The following is a 13,826-nucleotide window of genomic DNA, read 5'->3' on the forward strand; positions in this document are numbered from 1 at the left end:
GGCGAACGCGCACGGAGCCCCCTTCTGATGGTTACATCCCCCCACTTGCTGGCTGCCGTCGATCTCGGCTCGAACAGCTTTCGGCTGATCGTCGGGCGCGTCGAGGAAACGCCGGCGGGCAGCCAGATCTATCCCGTCGATGCGCTGCGCGAGCCCGTTCGACTGGCCGCGGGCCTGTCGAGCGACAAGATGCTCGATCGCGCGTCGCAGGAGCGTGGCTGGGAGGCGCTCAAGCGGTTCGGCGAACGCCTGCGCGATTTCCATCCCGATCATGTGCGCGCGGTGGCGACCAACACGCTGCGCGTCGCGAAGAATGCGGGCGAATTTCTCGGCGAGGCCGAAGCGGCGCTCGGTTTCCCGATCGAAGTGATCGCGGGCCGAGAAGAGGCGCGCCTGATCTATGCAGGCGCCGCGCATTCGGTGCCGGCGAGCGCGGGCAAGCGGCTCGTCGTCGACATCGGCGGCGGCTCGACAGAATTCATCATCGGCTCGCACTACACGCCGATCGTGATGGAGAGCCTCTACATCGGCTGCGTGAGCCATAGCCGTGCGTTCTTCCCGGCCGGCAACGTCGACGAATACACGATGCGGCAAGCCGAACTCGCGGCCAAGCGCGAGATCCAGATCATTTCCAGCGAATACAAGAAGGCCGGATGGGACCAGGCGATCGGTTCGTCCGGCACCGCGCGCGCGCTCGCGGAACTTGTCGAGGCGAACGGCTTCAACGACGCGGGCATCACGCACGGCATTTCGCGCGGCGGGCTCGAACGCCTGAAGCGCGCGCTGATCAAGTCCGAGAACGTGAACCGGCTGAAGCTGATCGCGCTGAAGCCCGATCGCGTGCCGGTGCTCGCCGGCGGCCTCGCGATCATGCTCGCGGTATTCGAGGAACTGGGCGTCGACTACGTCGATACCACCGACGGAGCGCTGCGTCTCGGCGTGCTGTACGACCTGCTCGGCCGGACCCAGCACGAGGACATGCGCGCGGTGACCGTCGAGGGCTTCACGCGCCGCTACGGCGTCGATCGCGCGCAGGCCGAGCGCATCGGCGCGCTCGCGGTGCGGTTCTACGACGAGCTTGACGATTCCGACGACGAAGAACGCGAGGAAGGCCGGATGTTCCTCGGTTGGGCCGCCGCGTTGCACGAGATCGGCTTGTCGATCTCGCACAGCTCGTATCACAAGCATTCGGCCTATATCGCGAGCAACGCCGACATGCCGGGTTTCTCGCGCACCGATCAGGCGCGCCTTGCCGCGCTCGTGCTCGGGCATGCGGGCAAGCTCGGCAAGCTGTCGCAGGCGCGCGACGTCGAATGGCCGCTGCTGTTCTGCCTGCGGCTCGCGGCGCTGCTTTGCCGGCGCCGGACCGATGCCGGGCTGCCGGACATTTCCGTGTCGCAGATGAAGAAGGGCGGGTATGAAGTGCGCCTGCCGAGCGCGTGGGTCGAGCAGAACCCGCTGACCGATTACAGCCTCAGCCAAGAAGCGGCCGAGTGGGAGAAGGTTGGCATTCCGTACCGCGTGGTTTATACGGGCGCGTGACGCGCCGGCACGGCGGCGGCGCGCTCGCGCCGCCAGATTGCCTTGGACGCGCTCAGTCCGAGCACACGATCGCCGTCAGGAACGGGAATGCCTGCTTGACGGTCGCGTCGCTGCCGGCCTTGCGCACGGCCTGTTCGACCGCGTTCTTCGTGCCGCGCACCACGACGCCGTACGCCCAGTCGCCGATCGGCGTGCCGTCGCCGGGCTGGAAAAGCGGATCGTTCGCCTGGTAGCCGAGCACGACATAGACGCCGAAGCCGTAGGCGGTCAGCGGATGGTTCGTGCGGAATGCGTTCACCGAATTCGATTCGACGTGCATCGGCTCCGACTGGATGTCGCCTGCCGCGAGCAGCGGCGCGACGAACTTGTGGCCGTTCGAATGGCAGTCGAGCGCGTCGTCGAGCGACTTGGCCGATGCGACTCCGGGCGCGCCGAGAGTGCCGATTGCGAGCAGCGCGCCGAGCACGGCGGTCTTGAAAACGTGATTTTTCATGCGCGATTGCGGATTGGTCGCGGACATTATCGCGTGTTCGCGCAATTTTCGTGCGCGGGCTGCGGGCGGTGGCACCGGTGGCGGACGCGGACGGCGGACCAAACACCAAACGAAAAAGGGCTGCAAGCGCGATGGCTTGCAACCCTTGTCGTGTATCTCGTGGTCGGAGCGATAGGATTCGAACCTACGACCCTCTGATCCCAAATCAGATGCGCTACCAGGCTGCGCTACGCTCCGACGAGCCAGAGATTCTATCGTCTAATGGGTAACCGGGTCAATCACGTTTTGCATACGGCGCATATCATCACGAACCGCTCACGATTGGCGACAATTCGAAGCGTGATCGTCCGGCCCGCGGGTGTGCGGCCGGATCATTCGTCGAAGCATGGAGAGACATCATGATGAACCTGATCCTGTGGCGCCACGCCGAAGCCGAAGACTACGCGGCAACCGACCTCGCGCGCCAGTTGACGGCCCGTGGGCGCAAGGATGCGCAGGCCATGGCCAAATGGCTGCGCGGCCGGCTCGAGTCGAGCAGCGTGATCCTCGCGAGCCCGGCGGCGCGCACCGTGCAGACCGTCGAGGCGCTGACGGACCAGTACCGGACCATCGATGCGCTCGCGCCGGGCGGCAGCGTCGACGACGTGCTGGCGGCCGCCGGGTGGCCCGACGGCATCGCGCCGACGGTCGTGATCGTCGGGCACCAGCCGACGCTCGGCTGCGTCGCGGCGCAGTTGATCGCCGGCAACGACGATAGCTGGAGCGTGAAGAAGGGCGGTATCGTGTGGCTTGCGAGCCGCACGCGCGACGGCAGCCGTCAAGCCGTGCTGCGCGCGGTATTGACGCCGGACCTTGTCTGAAGCGGTTCGAAGGCATTGATCATACGGTTTCGCAGGCTTTCTGCTAAAGTCAATTCGGCGACACGTCATTGAAAGGACACGGTCGTGCCACAGAACGGTAACGACCGGTTACTACATTGGCTGGCATGTCGTCCTATTCCTTACGATCAGGAAAGCCTAATGCGAGAACTGCCGACGCCTACGCTCCCCTTTGCCTCGCTTCCCCTCGACACGTCGCGGCGTCACCTGCCGCGCGCTGCTGAAACCGTCACATCCGAGTACCGTCTGCGTGCCGCCTGGGCGCGCACGGAAGACGAACTGCGCGAGGCCCAGCGCCTGCGTTACACCGTGTTCGCCGACGAGATGGGCGCGCAGGTCAGCGGTCCGTCCGGTCTCGACGTCGATCCGTTCGACGCCTATTGCGATCATCTGCTGGTGCGCGACCTCGATACGCTGAAGGTGGTCGGCACGTACCGTGTGCTGCCGCCGCATCAGGCCGCGCGTGTCGGCCGTCTGTACGCCGAAGGCGAATTCGACCTGTCGCGCCTTACGCACCTGCGCGGCAAGATGGTCGAGGTCGGCCGCTCGTGCGTGCACAGCGACTACCGCAGCGGCGCCGTCATCATGGCGCTGTGGGGCGGTCTCGGCGCGTACATGATGCAGAACGGCTACGAGACGATGCTCGGCTGCGCGAGCGTGTCGATGGCCGACGGCGGGCACTATGCGGCGAACCTGTATCAGTCGCTGCCGGCCAACTCGCTGACGGCGCCGGAATATCGTGCGTTCCCTCATACGGCGCTGCCGGTCGACGAACTGCAGACGGGCACCGTCGTTGCACCGCCGCCGCTGATCAAGGGCTACCTGCGTCTCGGTGCGAAGATTTGCGGCGCGCCGGCGTGGGATCCCGACTTCAACTGCGCGGACTTCCTGACGCTGTTCCGGCTGTCGGACATCAACGCGCGCTACGCCCGGCACTTCCTGGGCTGAGCCATCCCGATCGCGGCGCGCCGCTCAGGCACGCACACAAGCGAACGCCGTCGCGCGGCAATCTGCCGCGCGACGGCGTTTGTTCGTTCCGCGGAAAGCGTTTTATCCGGCCCTGTTAATTTTGGCGAACCGTACTGACCACCGTGCGGGCAGACGCACGTTCGGCGTGGGCCGCGCGGGCGGCCCGGACAACGGGGCGGGCTTGCCTAGTGCTTGCGCCGCCAGTCGAGCAGGTGATGTTCGGCCATCCAGTGATGGATCATTCCCTCGCCGCCGTGGCTGCGCTTGTATTCGCGCGACTCGAAATAGGACAGGGCGACGAGCACCATCAAACCGATGAACAGGCCGATCAGGCCGGCGATCTCTTCAGATGACATGGCAGCCTCCTTTCAACGGCACAGCGCCATCTGCTACATGGTAGAACATGCGCGGGACAACCCCTAACCCGGAATTCCGCTAGACTCGGCGCGGTCCTGGCGCGCGATGGGCGCGCCGTTTTCCGGAGCCTCACCGATGACCCGTTTCATGCTGGCCGTGCTGGCCGCGTCCATTCTCGCCGGCTGTTCCAGCGATCCCCGCCAGGCTCGTCGCGGCCACCCGCCGCAAGATCCGGCCGATTATCACGGCGTGCCGACCGACATGACGCCGCCGTCGATGCTCGGTGAGCCGGCGCCGTCGGCACCCGCATCCGCGCAATAACGAAACCGGCCGGCCTGCCCGGCCGTCAGGTGCCGGCTGCGGGTGCGTCGGCGCCGATCCGCCGCGTCAACGCTGGCAAGTAGCGCGCGAGCGTCGCGCCACGCGCGACCATGAACAGCAGCAGCGCGAACCACAGACCGTGGTTGCCGAACGGGCCGACAGCCGCCAGCGTCGCGGCAATGAAGATCGCGAACGACACGACCATCGCGCGCATCAGCGACTGCGTCTGCGTCGCGCCGATGAACACGCCGTCGAGCAGGAACCCCCACACGGACACGATGGGCGAGATTGCCGCCCACGGCAGGTATTGCAGCGCGACCGCGCGGATCCCTGCCTGGTCGGTCAGCCGTGCGACGATCCAGCCGCCGGCCGCCCAGTAGACGAGCGCGAACAGCAGCGCGCCGAGCGCGGACCACAGCAGCGTGACCCGTACGGCCTGCCGGAATGCGGTGCGGTCGCGTGCGCCGGCTGCGGCGCCGACGAGTGCCTCGGCCGCATGCGCGAAGCCGTCGAGCCCGTAAGCCATGAAGGTCTGGAAATTCAGCAGCAGTGCGTTGGCCGCGAGCGTCGCGTCACCCTGCGTGGCGCCCAGGTGCGCGAACCAGCCGAATGCGCCGAGCAGGCACAGCGTGCGCAGGAAGATGTCGCGATTGAGCGCGATCAGCCGCTTGAGCGCCGCACGATCCGCCAATGCACCCGCGGCCAGCGGCGCGAGGCCGCGCGGGCGCAGCCGCCACAGCATCCATGCGCCGAGCGCGAAGCCGCACGCGTCCGCGGTCGCGGTTGCCGCGCCGATCCCGGCGATGCCCCAGCCGAAGCCATACACGTACAACAGCACGGCACCGATGTTCACCGCATTGATGAAGACCTGCGTGACGAGCGCGAGCCGCACGCGCTGCGCGCCGAGCAGGTAGCCGAGCACCACGTAGTTCGCGAGCGCGAACGGCGCGCTCCAGATGCGTGCGTGGCCATAGGCCAGCGCCGTCGCGCGGACGGCGTCGCTGCCGCCCAGCGCGGTCAGCGCGAACGACAGCAGCGGCACCTGCAGCGCGAGCACGGCGGCGCCGAGCGCGAACGCGACGATCAGCGCGCGCAGCACGTTGAGCCGGATGCCGGCGGCGTCGCCGGCGCCGTGCGCCTGCGCGACGAGGCCGGTCGTGCCCATGCGCAGGAAGCCGAAGCCCCAGAACACGAAGTTGAAGAACAGTCCGCCGAGCGCGACGCCGCCGAGATACTGCGCGCCGTCGAGGTGGCCGGCGACGGCCGTGTCGACCGCGCCGAGGATCGGCTGGGTCAGGTTCGCAAGGACGATCGGGAAGGCGAGCGCGAGGACGCGCCGGTGCGAGACGGCGGCCGATCCGGTGCCGGCCCCCTGCGGTAATGCGGATTCGGACATGGCGAACGCGTCAGGCGCGTTCCTGCACGCAGACCCACGGCGACACGACGACCGCCCACAGCTCCGGATTGCGCGCCGCGAAATCGGCGGCGGTTTCCGCCGGCATGCGCGCGACTAGACCGGACGACAGCCAGCGCGTGACCTGGTCGGCGTCGTCGCCGGCGATCGCTTCCGCGACGCTGACGAGATCGAGATCGCGTGCGACCGACAGCAGCTTGCCCTGCGCGAAGAAGCGCTCGAGATCGCACCAGTCGATCTTGGCGGTTTCGCCGAGGAGTTTGGCGTAGAGCGGGCTGTGCGACGCGCCCGAGGCGGATTCGTGTTGGTCGGAGGACATCGGAGGTGTGCTGAAAAGACTGCGTGGGCGCCACTATAAACCATCCGGGCGCGCGGCCGGCCGCCCGACGTGGCGGGGCGTGCCCGGTTCACGCGTCGCGCAGCGCGCGGCGCACGATCTTGCCGGTTGCCGTCATCGGCAGGCCGTCGACGAACGCGATCGCGCGCGGGTACTCGTGCGCGGCCAGGCGCGTCCGCACGTGGACCTGCAGCGACTGCACGAGCGCGTCGTCGCCGACATGGCCGGGGTTCAGCACGACGAACGCCTTGACGATTTCGGTGCGCGTCGGGTCGGGCACGCCGACGACGGCTGCCATCCGCACCGCCGGGTGCGTGAGCAGGCAGTCCTCAATCGGCCCCGGGCCGATCCGGTAGCCGGCGCTCGTGATCACGTCGTCGTCGCGGCCGACGAAGCGCACGAAGCCGTCGGCATCGATCGTGCCGGTGTCGCCGGTGAGGAGGTAGTCGCCCGCGAACTTGTCGCGCGTCGCGGCGGGATTGCGCCAGTATTCGAGGAACATCACCGGGTCCGGGCGGCGCACCGCGATGCGTCCCTCGACGCCGGGCGGCAGCGGTGTGCCGTGCTCGTCGACGATCGCGACCGCATGGCCGGGCACGGCCTTGCCGATCGCACCGGGCTGCGCATCGAACAGCGCAGCGCATGACGACAGCACCATGTTGCATTCGGTCTGTCCGTAGAACTCGTTGATCGTCACGCCGAGCGCGTCGCGTCCCCACGCCGTCAGCTCGGTGCCGAGCGATTCTCCGCCGCTCGCGACCGATTTCAGCGCCAGCGCGTGGCGCTCGCGCGGCGCGGGCACCGCGCGCATCAGCTTCAGCGCGGTCGGCGGCAGGAACGCGTGAGTCACGCCATGTCGCGCCATCAGCGCGAACGCGGCTTCGCCGTCGAACTTCTCGAAGCGGCGCGCGAGCACCGGCACGCCGTGGTGCCATGACGGCAGCAGCACGTCGAGGAGCCCGCCGATCCATGCCCAGTCGGCGGGTGTCCAGAACAGGCGCGCGTCGCGCGGGAAGCATTGCTGCGACATCTCGACGCCCGGCAGGTGGCCCAGTAGCACGCGATGCGCATGGAGCGCGCCTTTCGGCTTCCCGGTCGTCCCGGACGTGTAGATGATGACCGCCGGGTCGTCGGCGGCGGTGTCCGCCGGCACGAAATCCGGCGATTCGGCGGCGAGTGCGGTGTCGAAGCGCAGCACACCGGGCGCATCGGGCGCATCGTCACCGATGCAGTAGCACGTGCGCAGCGCCGGCAGTTGTGCGCGCAGCGGCGCGATCTTCGCGTAACCGGCCGCGTCGGTGACGAGCGTGGCGGCTTCGCTGTTCGCGAGCCGGTATTCGAGCGCGTCGGCTCCGAACAGCGTGAAAAGCGGCACCGCGATTGCGCCGAGCTTGTACGCGGCGAGATGGGCGATCGCCGTTTCCGGACCTTGCGCGAGGAAGATCGCGATGCGGTCGCCACGTTGCAGACCCGCCCGCGCGAGGCTGTTCGCGAAACGGTTAGAAACATTCCTCAGGTCGTCGAACGTGAGGCGGGACACGTCGCCTTGCGTCGTCTCGTGAATCAGCGCGAGCCGCCCGCTGCCGTCGGCCCACTTGTCGCAGACATCCACGCCGATGTTGTAGCGGGCCGGAACGTCCCACGCGAAGCGGGAGAGGAGGTTGTCGTAGCGGTCGGCGGCGGGCAGCATCGCAAGTCTCCTTGGCGTCTATCGTCGGCATCGGTCGCTGGATTACATCGGCATTTCACGCGACCGAAACCACAATGGCGCCTGATGGATAGGGGAATGTGCGGACTCGTGCAACGGGGGCGGCTCAGTGCACGATTCCGCTATGACGCATAAGATCATGACAAGACAGTGATATGACCATGGATTTGCTTCTGATAGCTGCGGGGTTCAGCCTGTTCGGAATCGGCGCGCTGGTGGCGTTTGCCAGCCGCGTCGATCCGTTGTCCGGCCGGTTCACTGGCCGTCTGCGCAAGCGCTGACACGACCTTCCCGATCTCCCTCGCGACGACATGCGATGCATGCCGGCATCGCGTGTCGTCCTCCTTCGGCGGTGGCGCGCTCAGCGCGCCGGCAGGTAGCGCGCCGGATCGATCGAGCGGCCGCCGTAGCGCAGCTCGAAGTGCAGCGCGACGCGATCGCTGTCGCTGTTGCCCATCTCCGCGATCGTCTGCCCCTGCGTGACCGACTGGCCTTCCTTCACGAGCAGCGCACGGTTGTGCGCGTAGGCCGTCAGGTAATCGGCATTGTGCTTGAGGATGATCAGGTTGCCGTAGCCGCGCAATCCGTTGCCCGCATAGACGACGGTGCCCGGCGCGGCGGCCAGCACCGGCGTGCCCGTGGCGTTCGCGATATCGATGCCCTTGGATTTCGAGCCGTCGAAGCTGCGCACCACGTTGCCGGCGGCCGGCCAGATCAGCGCGATGCTGGTGGCCGGCTTGACGGCCGATTCGACCGGCGCGGAAGGCGCGGGGCGGCTGCGGCCCGCACTGCCGGTGCCGGTGGTCGACGCGGTCGTCGTGCCGGGCGGCGGCGCGATGCGCAGCACCTGGCCGACCTCGATCGCGTCGGGATTCGTGATCTGGTTCCAGCGCACGATGTTCGCCATCGACGTGCGATTCTCGCGCGCGATCTTGTAGAGCGTGTCGCCGCGCTCGACGCGGTAGTAACCCGGGCCGACGGGTGCGGAGCCGCACGCGACGAGCAGCGCGGCGCAGGCGGCCGCGAAGAGCCGCTTCGTTGTTGTTCCGAACATTGAACCTCGCAAAACCCCGCCGCGCGGGACGCGGCAGGCGATACAAAACGTCCGATTTTAACGGGTTCGACCCGAGCACCGCAGTTTCGGGCCGCGGGCGCGGCCGGCGCGCACCGGTTCGCCGATGCGGCCGACGTCAGCCGGCGAGCGGCAGCACGCGAATCCGCAGCGTGGCCGTTTCGGTCGCGCCCGGTGCGAGCATCCGCAGCCCGAGGCCGTTGTGGATCGCGTCCGGCAGGCCGAGCCACGGCTCGACGCAGTAGAAGTCCGATTCCGGCTGTTCCGTCCAGGTCGTGATCGCGTACCACGGGATCGAGCCCGGGACGTCGAGCGCGATCTCGATCGTGCGGCGGCGACCCGGCATCACGATGCGCACCGGCGTGGAGGGCGCGCCGTCGAGGCAGTGGAAGCGGTCGAGAATGTCCGGATCGCCGAGGCAGTACGATGCTTCGCCGGGCTCCAGCGGGCTGATCGAGCCATCGGCGCGCTGCATGCAGCGGCGCGTCGGCGGCAGTTCGAGCGTGGTTTGCGCGCGCTCGCCGTGCGGCAGCGCGAAGTAGAAATGGTGGCCCGCGTAGTAGGGCAGCGGCGTGTCGCCGCGGTTGGTCGTGGTGAGCGCGACGTCGAGCGTGTGGGCGTCGGCGAGCCGGTAGGTCGTCTCGAACCGGAAATCGAATGGATAGCTGTCGCGCAGCGCGTCGTTCGCATCGAGCGTCATCGACAGCGCGGCGCCGTCGGCCGACGGTTGTGCCGCGAACGGCAGGTCGCGCGCGAAACCGTGCATCGGCAGGTCGCGGACCACGCCGGCGGCATCGCGCCAGCGGCCCAGTTCGCCGTCGACGCGATGGCGGCCGAGGAACGGGAACAGCAGCGGATTGCCGCCGCGCACGCGCGCGAGGTTGCTCCAGTCGGCGGCTTCCGGCCAGAAAATGACCGGCTCGCCGTCGACGTGCCACGACAGCAGGCGGCCGCCGAATTGCGGGGCGACCCGGACGAGTGACGAGCCGGCGTGAAGTTCATGAATGTCGTGCTGCTGGAAGATCGGCATGGCGAATCGGTATGAACGGGTGGGCGGGGTGCGCGATGGCGCGCTCCATTATCGGGCCGCGACGCGGTCGGGGAAAACCCTTCTCGGGAAATCGCGAGTTTTTCAGACTGCCGACGGTCTGGATAATGCCTGTAAACCGGTGATGTTGCCGGGTCATGACACTTCGTGGAGGGGGCCATGGATCTGGCAATGGCAATGGGAATCGCACTGTTCGGCATGTTCACCGGCAGCACGGTATTGTTTTTCTATCAGCTCGGCCGCTGAGGGCAATTTCTGCCGGAATCGAAAGGCCCGCCATGCAAATGGCGGGCTTTTTGCTTTCTGTACGCTTACAAGTTGCAAGCGTTTGTGTGCATTGCCGCAATAACCAGCCAAATGCCTTGGCGCAGTAATCCTGGCTGGGCATAATCGGGGCGCGTTTTTCGGACGCGCGATGCGTCGTCCGCTTTTCTACCCGATTGATCACCACTAAAAGGACCGACGCGTGAGTCTCTGGTTTCTGGTATTCCTGAGCGTCCTGCAGGGCGTCACCGAACTCTTCCCCGTCAGCAGTCTCGGCCACACGCTGCTCGTGCCGGCGCTGTTCGGCATGCACATCGACAAGCACGCGCCGCAGTTGCTGCCGTTCCTCGTGGCGCTGCACCTCGGCACCGCGCTCGCGCTGCTTTGGTATTTCCGCGCGCGCTGGATCGCGCTGATCAGCGGCTTCTTCGCGCAGCTCGGCGGCCGCAAGAACGACGACGGGCACCTGATGTGGGCGCTGATCATCGGCACGATCCCGACCGGGATTGTCGGTCTGCTGCTCGAGAAGCGCATCGAGCGCGTGTTTCACGACCTGCGGATCGTCGCGATCGCGCTGATCATCAACGGCGTGCTGCTGTGGATCGGCGATCGGATCCAGCGCAGCCGTGCACACCAGCCGCCCGAAAAGATGACGTTCAAGCAGGCGTTCTTCGTGGGCCTTGCGCAGATCGGCGCGCTGATTCCGGGTTTCTCGCGCAGCGGGCTGACGATGATCGCCGGTAACGCGGCCGGGCTGACGGCGGAGAAGGCGGCGGAGTTTTCGTTCCTGCTCGGCACACCGATCATTTTTGCGGCGGGCGTGCTCGAACTGCCGAAGCTGTTCCATGCGCGCGACCAGCTCGCGGATGCGCTGCTCGGTGGCGTGCTGACGGCGATTGCCGCTTATCTGAGTGTGCGGTTCTTGATGCGCTATTTCGAAGGGCGCGGGCGGCTGGCTTCGTTCGGCTTGTATTGCGTGATTGCCGGGGTGTTTTGCCTTGGGTGGTTCATGCTGCATCCGCAGCCGGTTTGATGGTTGCGACGCCGGTCGCGCGTCGCGCGTGATATGACGCGATGATCGGGTATAATTTCGGGCTCGGCTTCATGCCGGGCCCGTTTCGTTTCGGGGCTTTGAGTGCGGTTTGTGCTCGAAGCCTTTCGCGTCAAATGCGGCCCGGGTTGTGTGGCCGTGTCTTTTCCCCTCGACCGCCCTTAGCTCAGTTGGATAGAGCAACGGCCTTCTAAGCCGTAGGTCACACGTTCGAATCGTGTAGGGCGGGCCAGTCAGATCAAGCTTCTGCGGTTGTCTACCTCGACTCGCGACTCCGTACCGGAGTTCCATGTAACCGCCATGTAACCTGATTTCGTCAATTCGGGGCGAGGACTACGCCGTACACACGTTTTGAAATGCACGCGCCGCGCTCGGTGGATTCCATGATCGCGTCTCGAAATTGACGGGGCCTTTGTGTACCGTAGTGTGTACCAAACACGTGCTGTGGGGACGTTGCGGATCGATCAGAATGGCTTAAAGAATGACAACTCCGAGTCAATCGATGTGAGGCGCGCATAAAATTCGACTGCGTAGCGATCGGTCATGCCAGCAACGAAATCACAAACCACCCGCTTTCGCGAACTCACGTCATCCCCCGAAAGGGCAAGATACTTAGTCCGCCAATCGTCCGGTAGAAGCATGTACCCTGCATCGCTAGCCAAAGCTGACGTGCTGAACCGTGAGTTCGCGCCAACTGCACCGAACCGGGTCTGGGTAACGGACATCACGTACATCCGGACTTACGAGGGCTGGCTGTATTTGGCGGCTGTTATGGATCTGTACTCGCGCCAAATCGTCGGTTGGGCTACGCGCTCGACGATGACCAGCGATCTGGTTTTACAGGCGCTGTTGGCTGCGGTTTGGAAGCGCAAACCGCGACCCGGTGTCATGGTGCATTCCGACCAGGGCAGTCAATTCACGAGCGATGACTGGCAGTCATTCCTGGAGGCGCACCATATGGTGCCAAGCATGAGTCGGCGCGGTAATTGCCACGACAATGCCGTGGCCGAGAGCTTTTTCAGCGCCCTAAAAAAGGAGCGAATCAAGCGGCGCATCTATCCGAGTCGGGCGACGGCGACCTCGGACCTGTTCGATTACATCGAAATGTTTTATAACCCGGTTCGTCGGCATGGTTCCGCCGGCGATCTTTCACCGATTGAGTTTGAGCGGCGCTACGCGTTAAACGGCTCGTGAGTGTCTATGAAACTCTGGCCGGTCCACCCGTCGCAGGATCACGTGAACGCGCCGATACCCGTAGTGCACGCGCGTAGCGGTGATCTCCTTGATACGCATCAGCAGCGCCGATGAATCACGCGCAACCGACTGATACCGATACAATGAGCGAGACATGCCAAACAACGCGCAGGTCTTCGTCAGACTCGTTCGATAGCGATCACGCAATTCATCGATCAACATGGGCCGTCGGGAAGGCTTCAGAGCTTTTTTGCGAGTACGTCCTGCAGCATGGCCTTGCCCAGGCTCAGGTCCGCCACGAGCCGCTTCAGCTTCTCGTTCTCCTCTTCGAGCTGGCGCAAGCGGCGCAACTCAGAAGGCCCCAACCCTCCGAATTTCTTCTTCCAGTTGTAGAAAGTCGCCTCGCTGATTCCGAGCGTGCGACAGATCTCTTCGACCTTCGTACCCAGCTCGGCTTGCTTCAGTGCAAATGCGATCTGCTCTTCCTTAAACTTGCTCGTCTTCATGACATGGCCTTCGTGTCCGCTTGGACACATCCTGCCGAATTTCTCTACTTTTGAACCGGACTATTTCTTGGGGCAGGGTCAAGTCGGGATGGCATCAGTCTCAGTTTGTGTTGTAAATCTGACACGCGGTGAGGTGATGTGCCAATCTTGGTCAACATGGCGCCATCTGATTATTCACGTGGTCCAAAATGTCAAGAGATAATGTTTGATCTGCCCGTCTTCCATCATCCGATCAAGATACCTTCGTAGTTCTAATGTTTGTTTCGAGTAGCCGGTATTGATTCAAATTTAAAGGCGAAGATGCAGGCGTCATCACGTGTGTTTATCGGCATATTATCGTCTGCGCGGCAATTGAGCGGGCGGCGAAGTGGCTCGTCGGCATCGATAGGTGCATCGAGAATTTCGGCTGCTTGAAGCTTCAATAAAACGTATTCGAAGTGTCAAATTTTTATTGTGGAAGACAAGTGTTTCGGCCGGTATTTGGCTTTGGCGTATTTTGATTGAGTGTATGTACGGTGACCTGCGTCGATCTTCGTCGGGGGAGGCGAGTACTTTCCAAAACCAAAAGGAGCCTGGCGGGAGCGGAGTACTTGGAGCTGGATGGTCGTTAAAGGAAGCTGCATTTTAGGGTACGGGGAGTCTCGGTTGCGAAGGGGAAGCCGTGAAGGGCGT

The 13,826-nt window shown here is 65.1% G+C and carries 12 protein-coding genes, 2 tRNA genes and 2 pseudogenes; 7 read left to right on the plus strand and 9 right to left on the minus strand.

Features of this window, described 5'->3' with window-relative positions:
* Positions 1-27 precede the first annotated feature (27 nt).
* Complete coding sequence (ppx, locus tag HWX22_RS22700) at positions 28-1,542, plus strand: exopolyphosphatase (RefSeq protein WP_059523436.1); 1,515 nt, start codon at positions 28-30, stop codon at positions 1,540-1,542.
* Between the two features lie 52 nt (positions 1,543-1,594).
* Here the strand turns inward: ppx and HWX22_RS22705 are convergent, their stop codons facing one another.
* Entirely contained in the window at positions 1,595-2,035 is a 441-nt protein-coding gene (locus tag HWX22_RS22705) for a hypothetical protein (protein WP_175909557.1), read from the minus strand.
* Between the two features lie 160 nt (positions 2,036-2,195).
* Positions 2,196-2,272 (minus strand) — tRNA-Pro (locus tag HWX22_RS22710).
* A gap of 161 nt (positions 2,273-2,433) precedes the next feature.
* On the opposite strand from HWX22_RS22710, the gene sixA reads away from it, so the two are divergent.
* Both sixA and HWX22_RS22720 read left to right on the plus strand, forming a co-directional pair.
* The gene (gene sixA / locus HWX22_RS22715) at positions 2,434-2,895 is read left to right on the plus strand and encodes a phosphohistidine phosphatase SixA (RefSeq protein WP_175916439.1); all 462 of its coding nucleotides are present in this window, start codon (positions 2,434-2,436) and stop codon (positions 2,893-2,895) included.
* Between the two features lie 159 nt (positions 2,896-3,054).
* Positions 3,055-3,861 (plus strand): GNAT family N-acyltransferase, encoded by an 807-nt coding sequence (locus tag HWX22_RS22720; RefSeq protein WP_059523434.1) that lies wholly within the window; start codon positions 3,055-3,057, stop codon positions 3,859-3,861.
* Between the two features lie 206 nt (positions 3,862-4,067).
* Here the strand turns inward: HWX22_RS22720 and HWX22_RS22725 are convergent, their stop codons facing one another.
* On the minus strand, positions 4,068-4,238 hold the full coding sequence (locus tag HWX22_RS22725; RefSeq protein ID WP_162840567.1) for a hypothetical protein: 171 nt from the start codon (positions 4,236-4,238) through the stop codon (positions 4,068-4,070).
* A gap of 136 nt (positions 4,239-4,374) precedes the next feature.
* Here HWX22_RS22725 and HWX22_RS22730 point away from each other — a divergent pair, with 136 nt between their 5' ends.
* On the plus strand, positions 4,375-4,560 hold the full coding sequence (locus HWX22_RS22730; RefSeq protein WP_059523432.1) for a hypothetical protein: 186 nt from the start codon (positions 4,375-4,377) through the stop codon (positions 4,558-4,560).
* Between the two features lie 25 nt (positions 4,561-4,585).
* Here HWX22_RS22730 and HWX22_RS22735 read toward each other — a convergent pair whose 3' ends face one another.
* The 5 genes from HWX22_RS22735 to HWX22_RS22755 form a co-directional block, all read right to left on the minus strand.
* Positions 4,586-5,956 carry an MATE family efflux transporter gene (locus HWX22_RS22735; protein ID WP_175916440.1) on the minus strand — a complete coding sequence of 457 codons (1,371 nt, stop codon included), beginning with the start codon at positions 5,954-5,956 and terminating at the stop codon, positions 4,586-4,588.
* 10 nt (positions 5,957-5,966) lie between these two features.
* Complete coding sequence (locus HWX22_RS22740) at positions 5,967-6,293, minus strand: DUF2288 domain-containing protein (RefSeq protein WP_175909553.1); 327 nt, start codon at positions 6,291-6,293, stop codon at positions 5,967-5,969.
* Between the two features lie 88 nt (positions 6,294-6,381).
* Positions 6,382-8,001, minus strand: a complete 1,620-nt coding sequence (locus tag HWX22_RS22745) for an acyl-CoA synthetase (protein WP_175916441.1) — start codon at positions 7,999-8,001, stop codon at positions 6,382-6,384.
* A gap of 379 nt (positions 8,002-8,380) precedes the next feature.
* Positions 8,381-9,073 carry a peptidoglycan DD-metalloendopeptidase family protein gene (locus HWX22_RS22750; protein ID WP_059523424.1) on the minus strand — a complete coding sequence of 231 codons (693 nt, stop codon included), beginning with the start codon at positions 9,071-9,073 and terminating at the stop codon, positions 8,381-8,383.
* Between the two features lie 136 nt (positions 9,074-9,209).
* The gene (locus tag HWX22_RS22755) at positions 9,210-10,121 is read right to left on the minus strand and encodes an aldose epimerase (RefSeq protein WP_175909549.1); all 912 of its coding nucleotides are present in this window, start codon (positions 10,119-10,121) and stop codon (positions 9,210-9,212) included.
* Positions 10,122-10,605: 484 nt separating this feature from the next.
* On the opposite strand from HWX22_RS22755, the gene HWX22_RS22760 reads away from it, so the two are divergent.
* The 3 genes and pseudogenes from HWX22_RS22760 to HWX22_RS22775 form a co-directional block, all read left to right on the plus strand.
* Positions 10,606-11,436 (plus strand): undecaprenyl-diphosphate phosphatase, encoded by an 831-nt coding sequence (locus HWX22_RS22760; RefSeq protein WP_059506104.1) that lies wholly within the window; start codon positions 10,606-10,608, stop codon positions 11,434-11,436.
* Between the two features lie 173 nt (positions 11,437-11,609).
* Positions 11,610-11,686, plus strand: a tRNA-Arg gene (locus HWX22_RS22765).
* Positions 11,687-12,120: 434 nt separating this feature from the next.
* Positions 12,121-12,648 (plus strand): annotated as a pseudogene (locus HWX22_RS22775) (IS3-like element ISBcen21 family transposase); the annotation flags it as partial.
* Positions 12,649-12,675: 27 nt separating this feature from the next.
* Here the strand turns inward: HWX22_RS22775 and HWX22_RS22780 are convergent.
* A pseudogene (locus HWX22_RS22780) lies at positions 12,676-13,154 on the minus strand (transposase); the annotation flags it as partial.
* Between the last annotated feature and the right edge of the window lie 672 nt (positions 13,155-13,826).

Source organism: Burkholderia sp. BCC1638, assembly GCF_902833195.1.
GTDB lineage: Bacteria > Pseudomonadota > Gammaproteobacteria > Burkholderiales > Burkholderiaceae > Burkholderia > Burkholderia diffusa.

Excerpts from the sequence above, each read along its gene's own strand:
- HWX22_RS22730 (WP_059523432.1), top strand. The coding sequence starts at position 4,375 with ATGACCCGTTTCATGCTGGCCGTGCTGGCCGCGTCCATTCTCGCCGGC.
- HWX22_RS22725 (WP_162840567.1), bottom strand. The coding sequence starts at position 4,238 with ATGTCATCTGAAGAGATCGCCGGCCTGATCGGCCTGTTCATCGGTTTG.
- HWX22_RS22705 (WP_175909557.1), bottom strand. The coding sequence starts at position 2,035 with ATGAAAAATCACGTTTTCAAGACCGCCGTGCTCGGCGCGCTGCTCGCA.
- HWX22_RS22720 (WP_059523434.1), top strand. The coding sequence starts at position 3,055 with ATGCGAGAACTGCCGACGCCTACGCTCCCCTTTGCCTCGCTTCCCCTC.
- HWX22_RS22745 (WP_175916441.1), bottom strand. The coding sequence starts at position 8,001 with ATGCTGCCCGCCGCCGACCGCTACGACAACCTCCTCTCCCGCTTCGCG.
- HWX22_RS22750 (WP_059523424.1), bottom strand. The coding sequence starts at position 9,073 with ATGTTCGGAACAACAACGAAGCGGCTCTTCGCGGCCGCCTGCGCCGCG.
- sixA (WP_175916439.1), top strand. The coding sequence starts at position 2,434 with ATGATGAACCTGATCCTGTGGCGCCACGCCGAAGCCGAAGACTACGCG.
- HWX22_RS22735 (WP_175916440.1), bottom strand. The coding sequence starts at position 5,956 with ATGTCCGAATCCGCATTACCGCAGGGGGCCGGCACCGGATCGGCCGCC.
- HWX22_RS22740 (WP_175909553.1), bottom strand. The coding sequence starts at position 6,293 with ATGTCCTCCGACCAACACGAATCCGCCTCGGGCGCGTCGCACAGCCCG.
- ppx (WP_059523436.1), top strand. The coding sequence starts at position 28 with ATGGTTACATCCCCCCACTTGCTGGCTGCCGTCGATCTCGGCTCGAAC.
- HWX22_RS22755 (WP_175909549.1), bottom strand. The coding sequence starts at position 10,121 with ATGCCGATCTTCCAGCAGCACGACATTCATGAACTTCACGCCGGCTCG.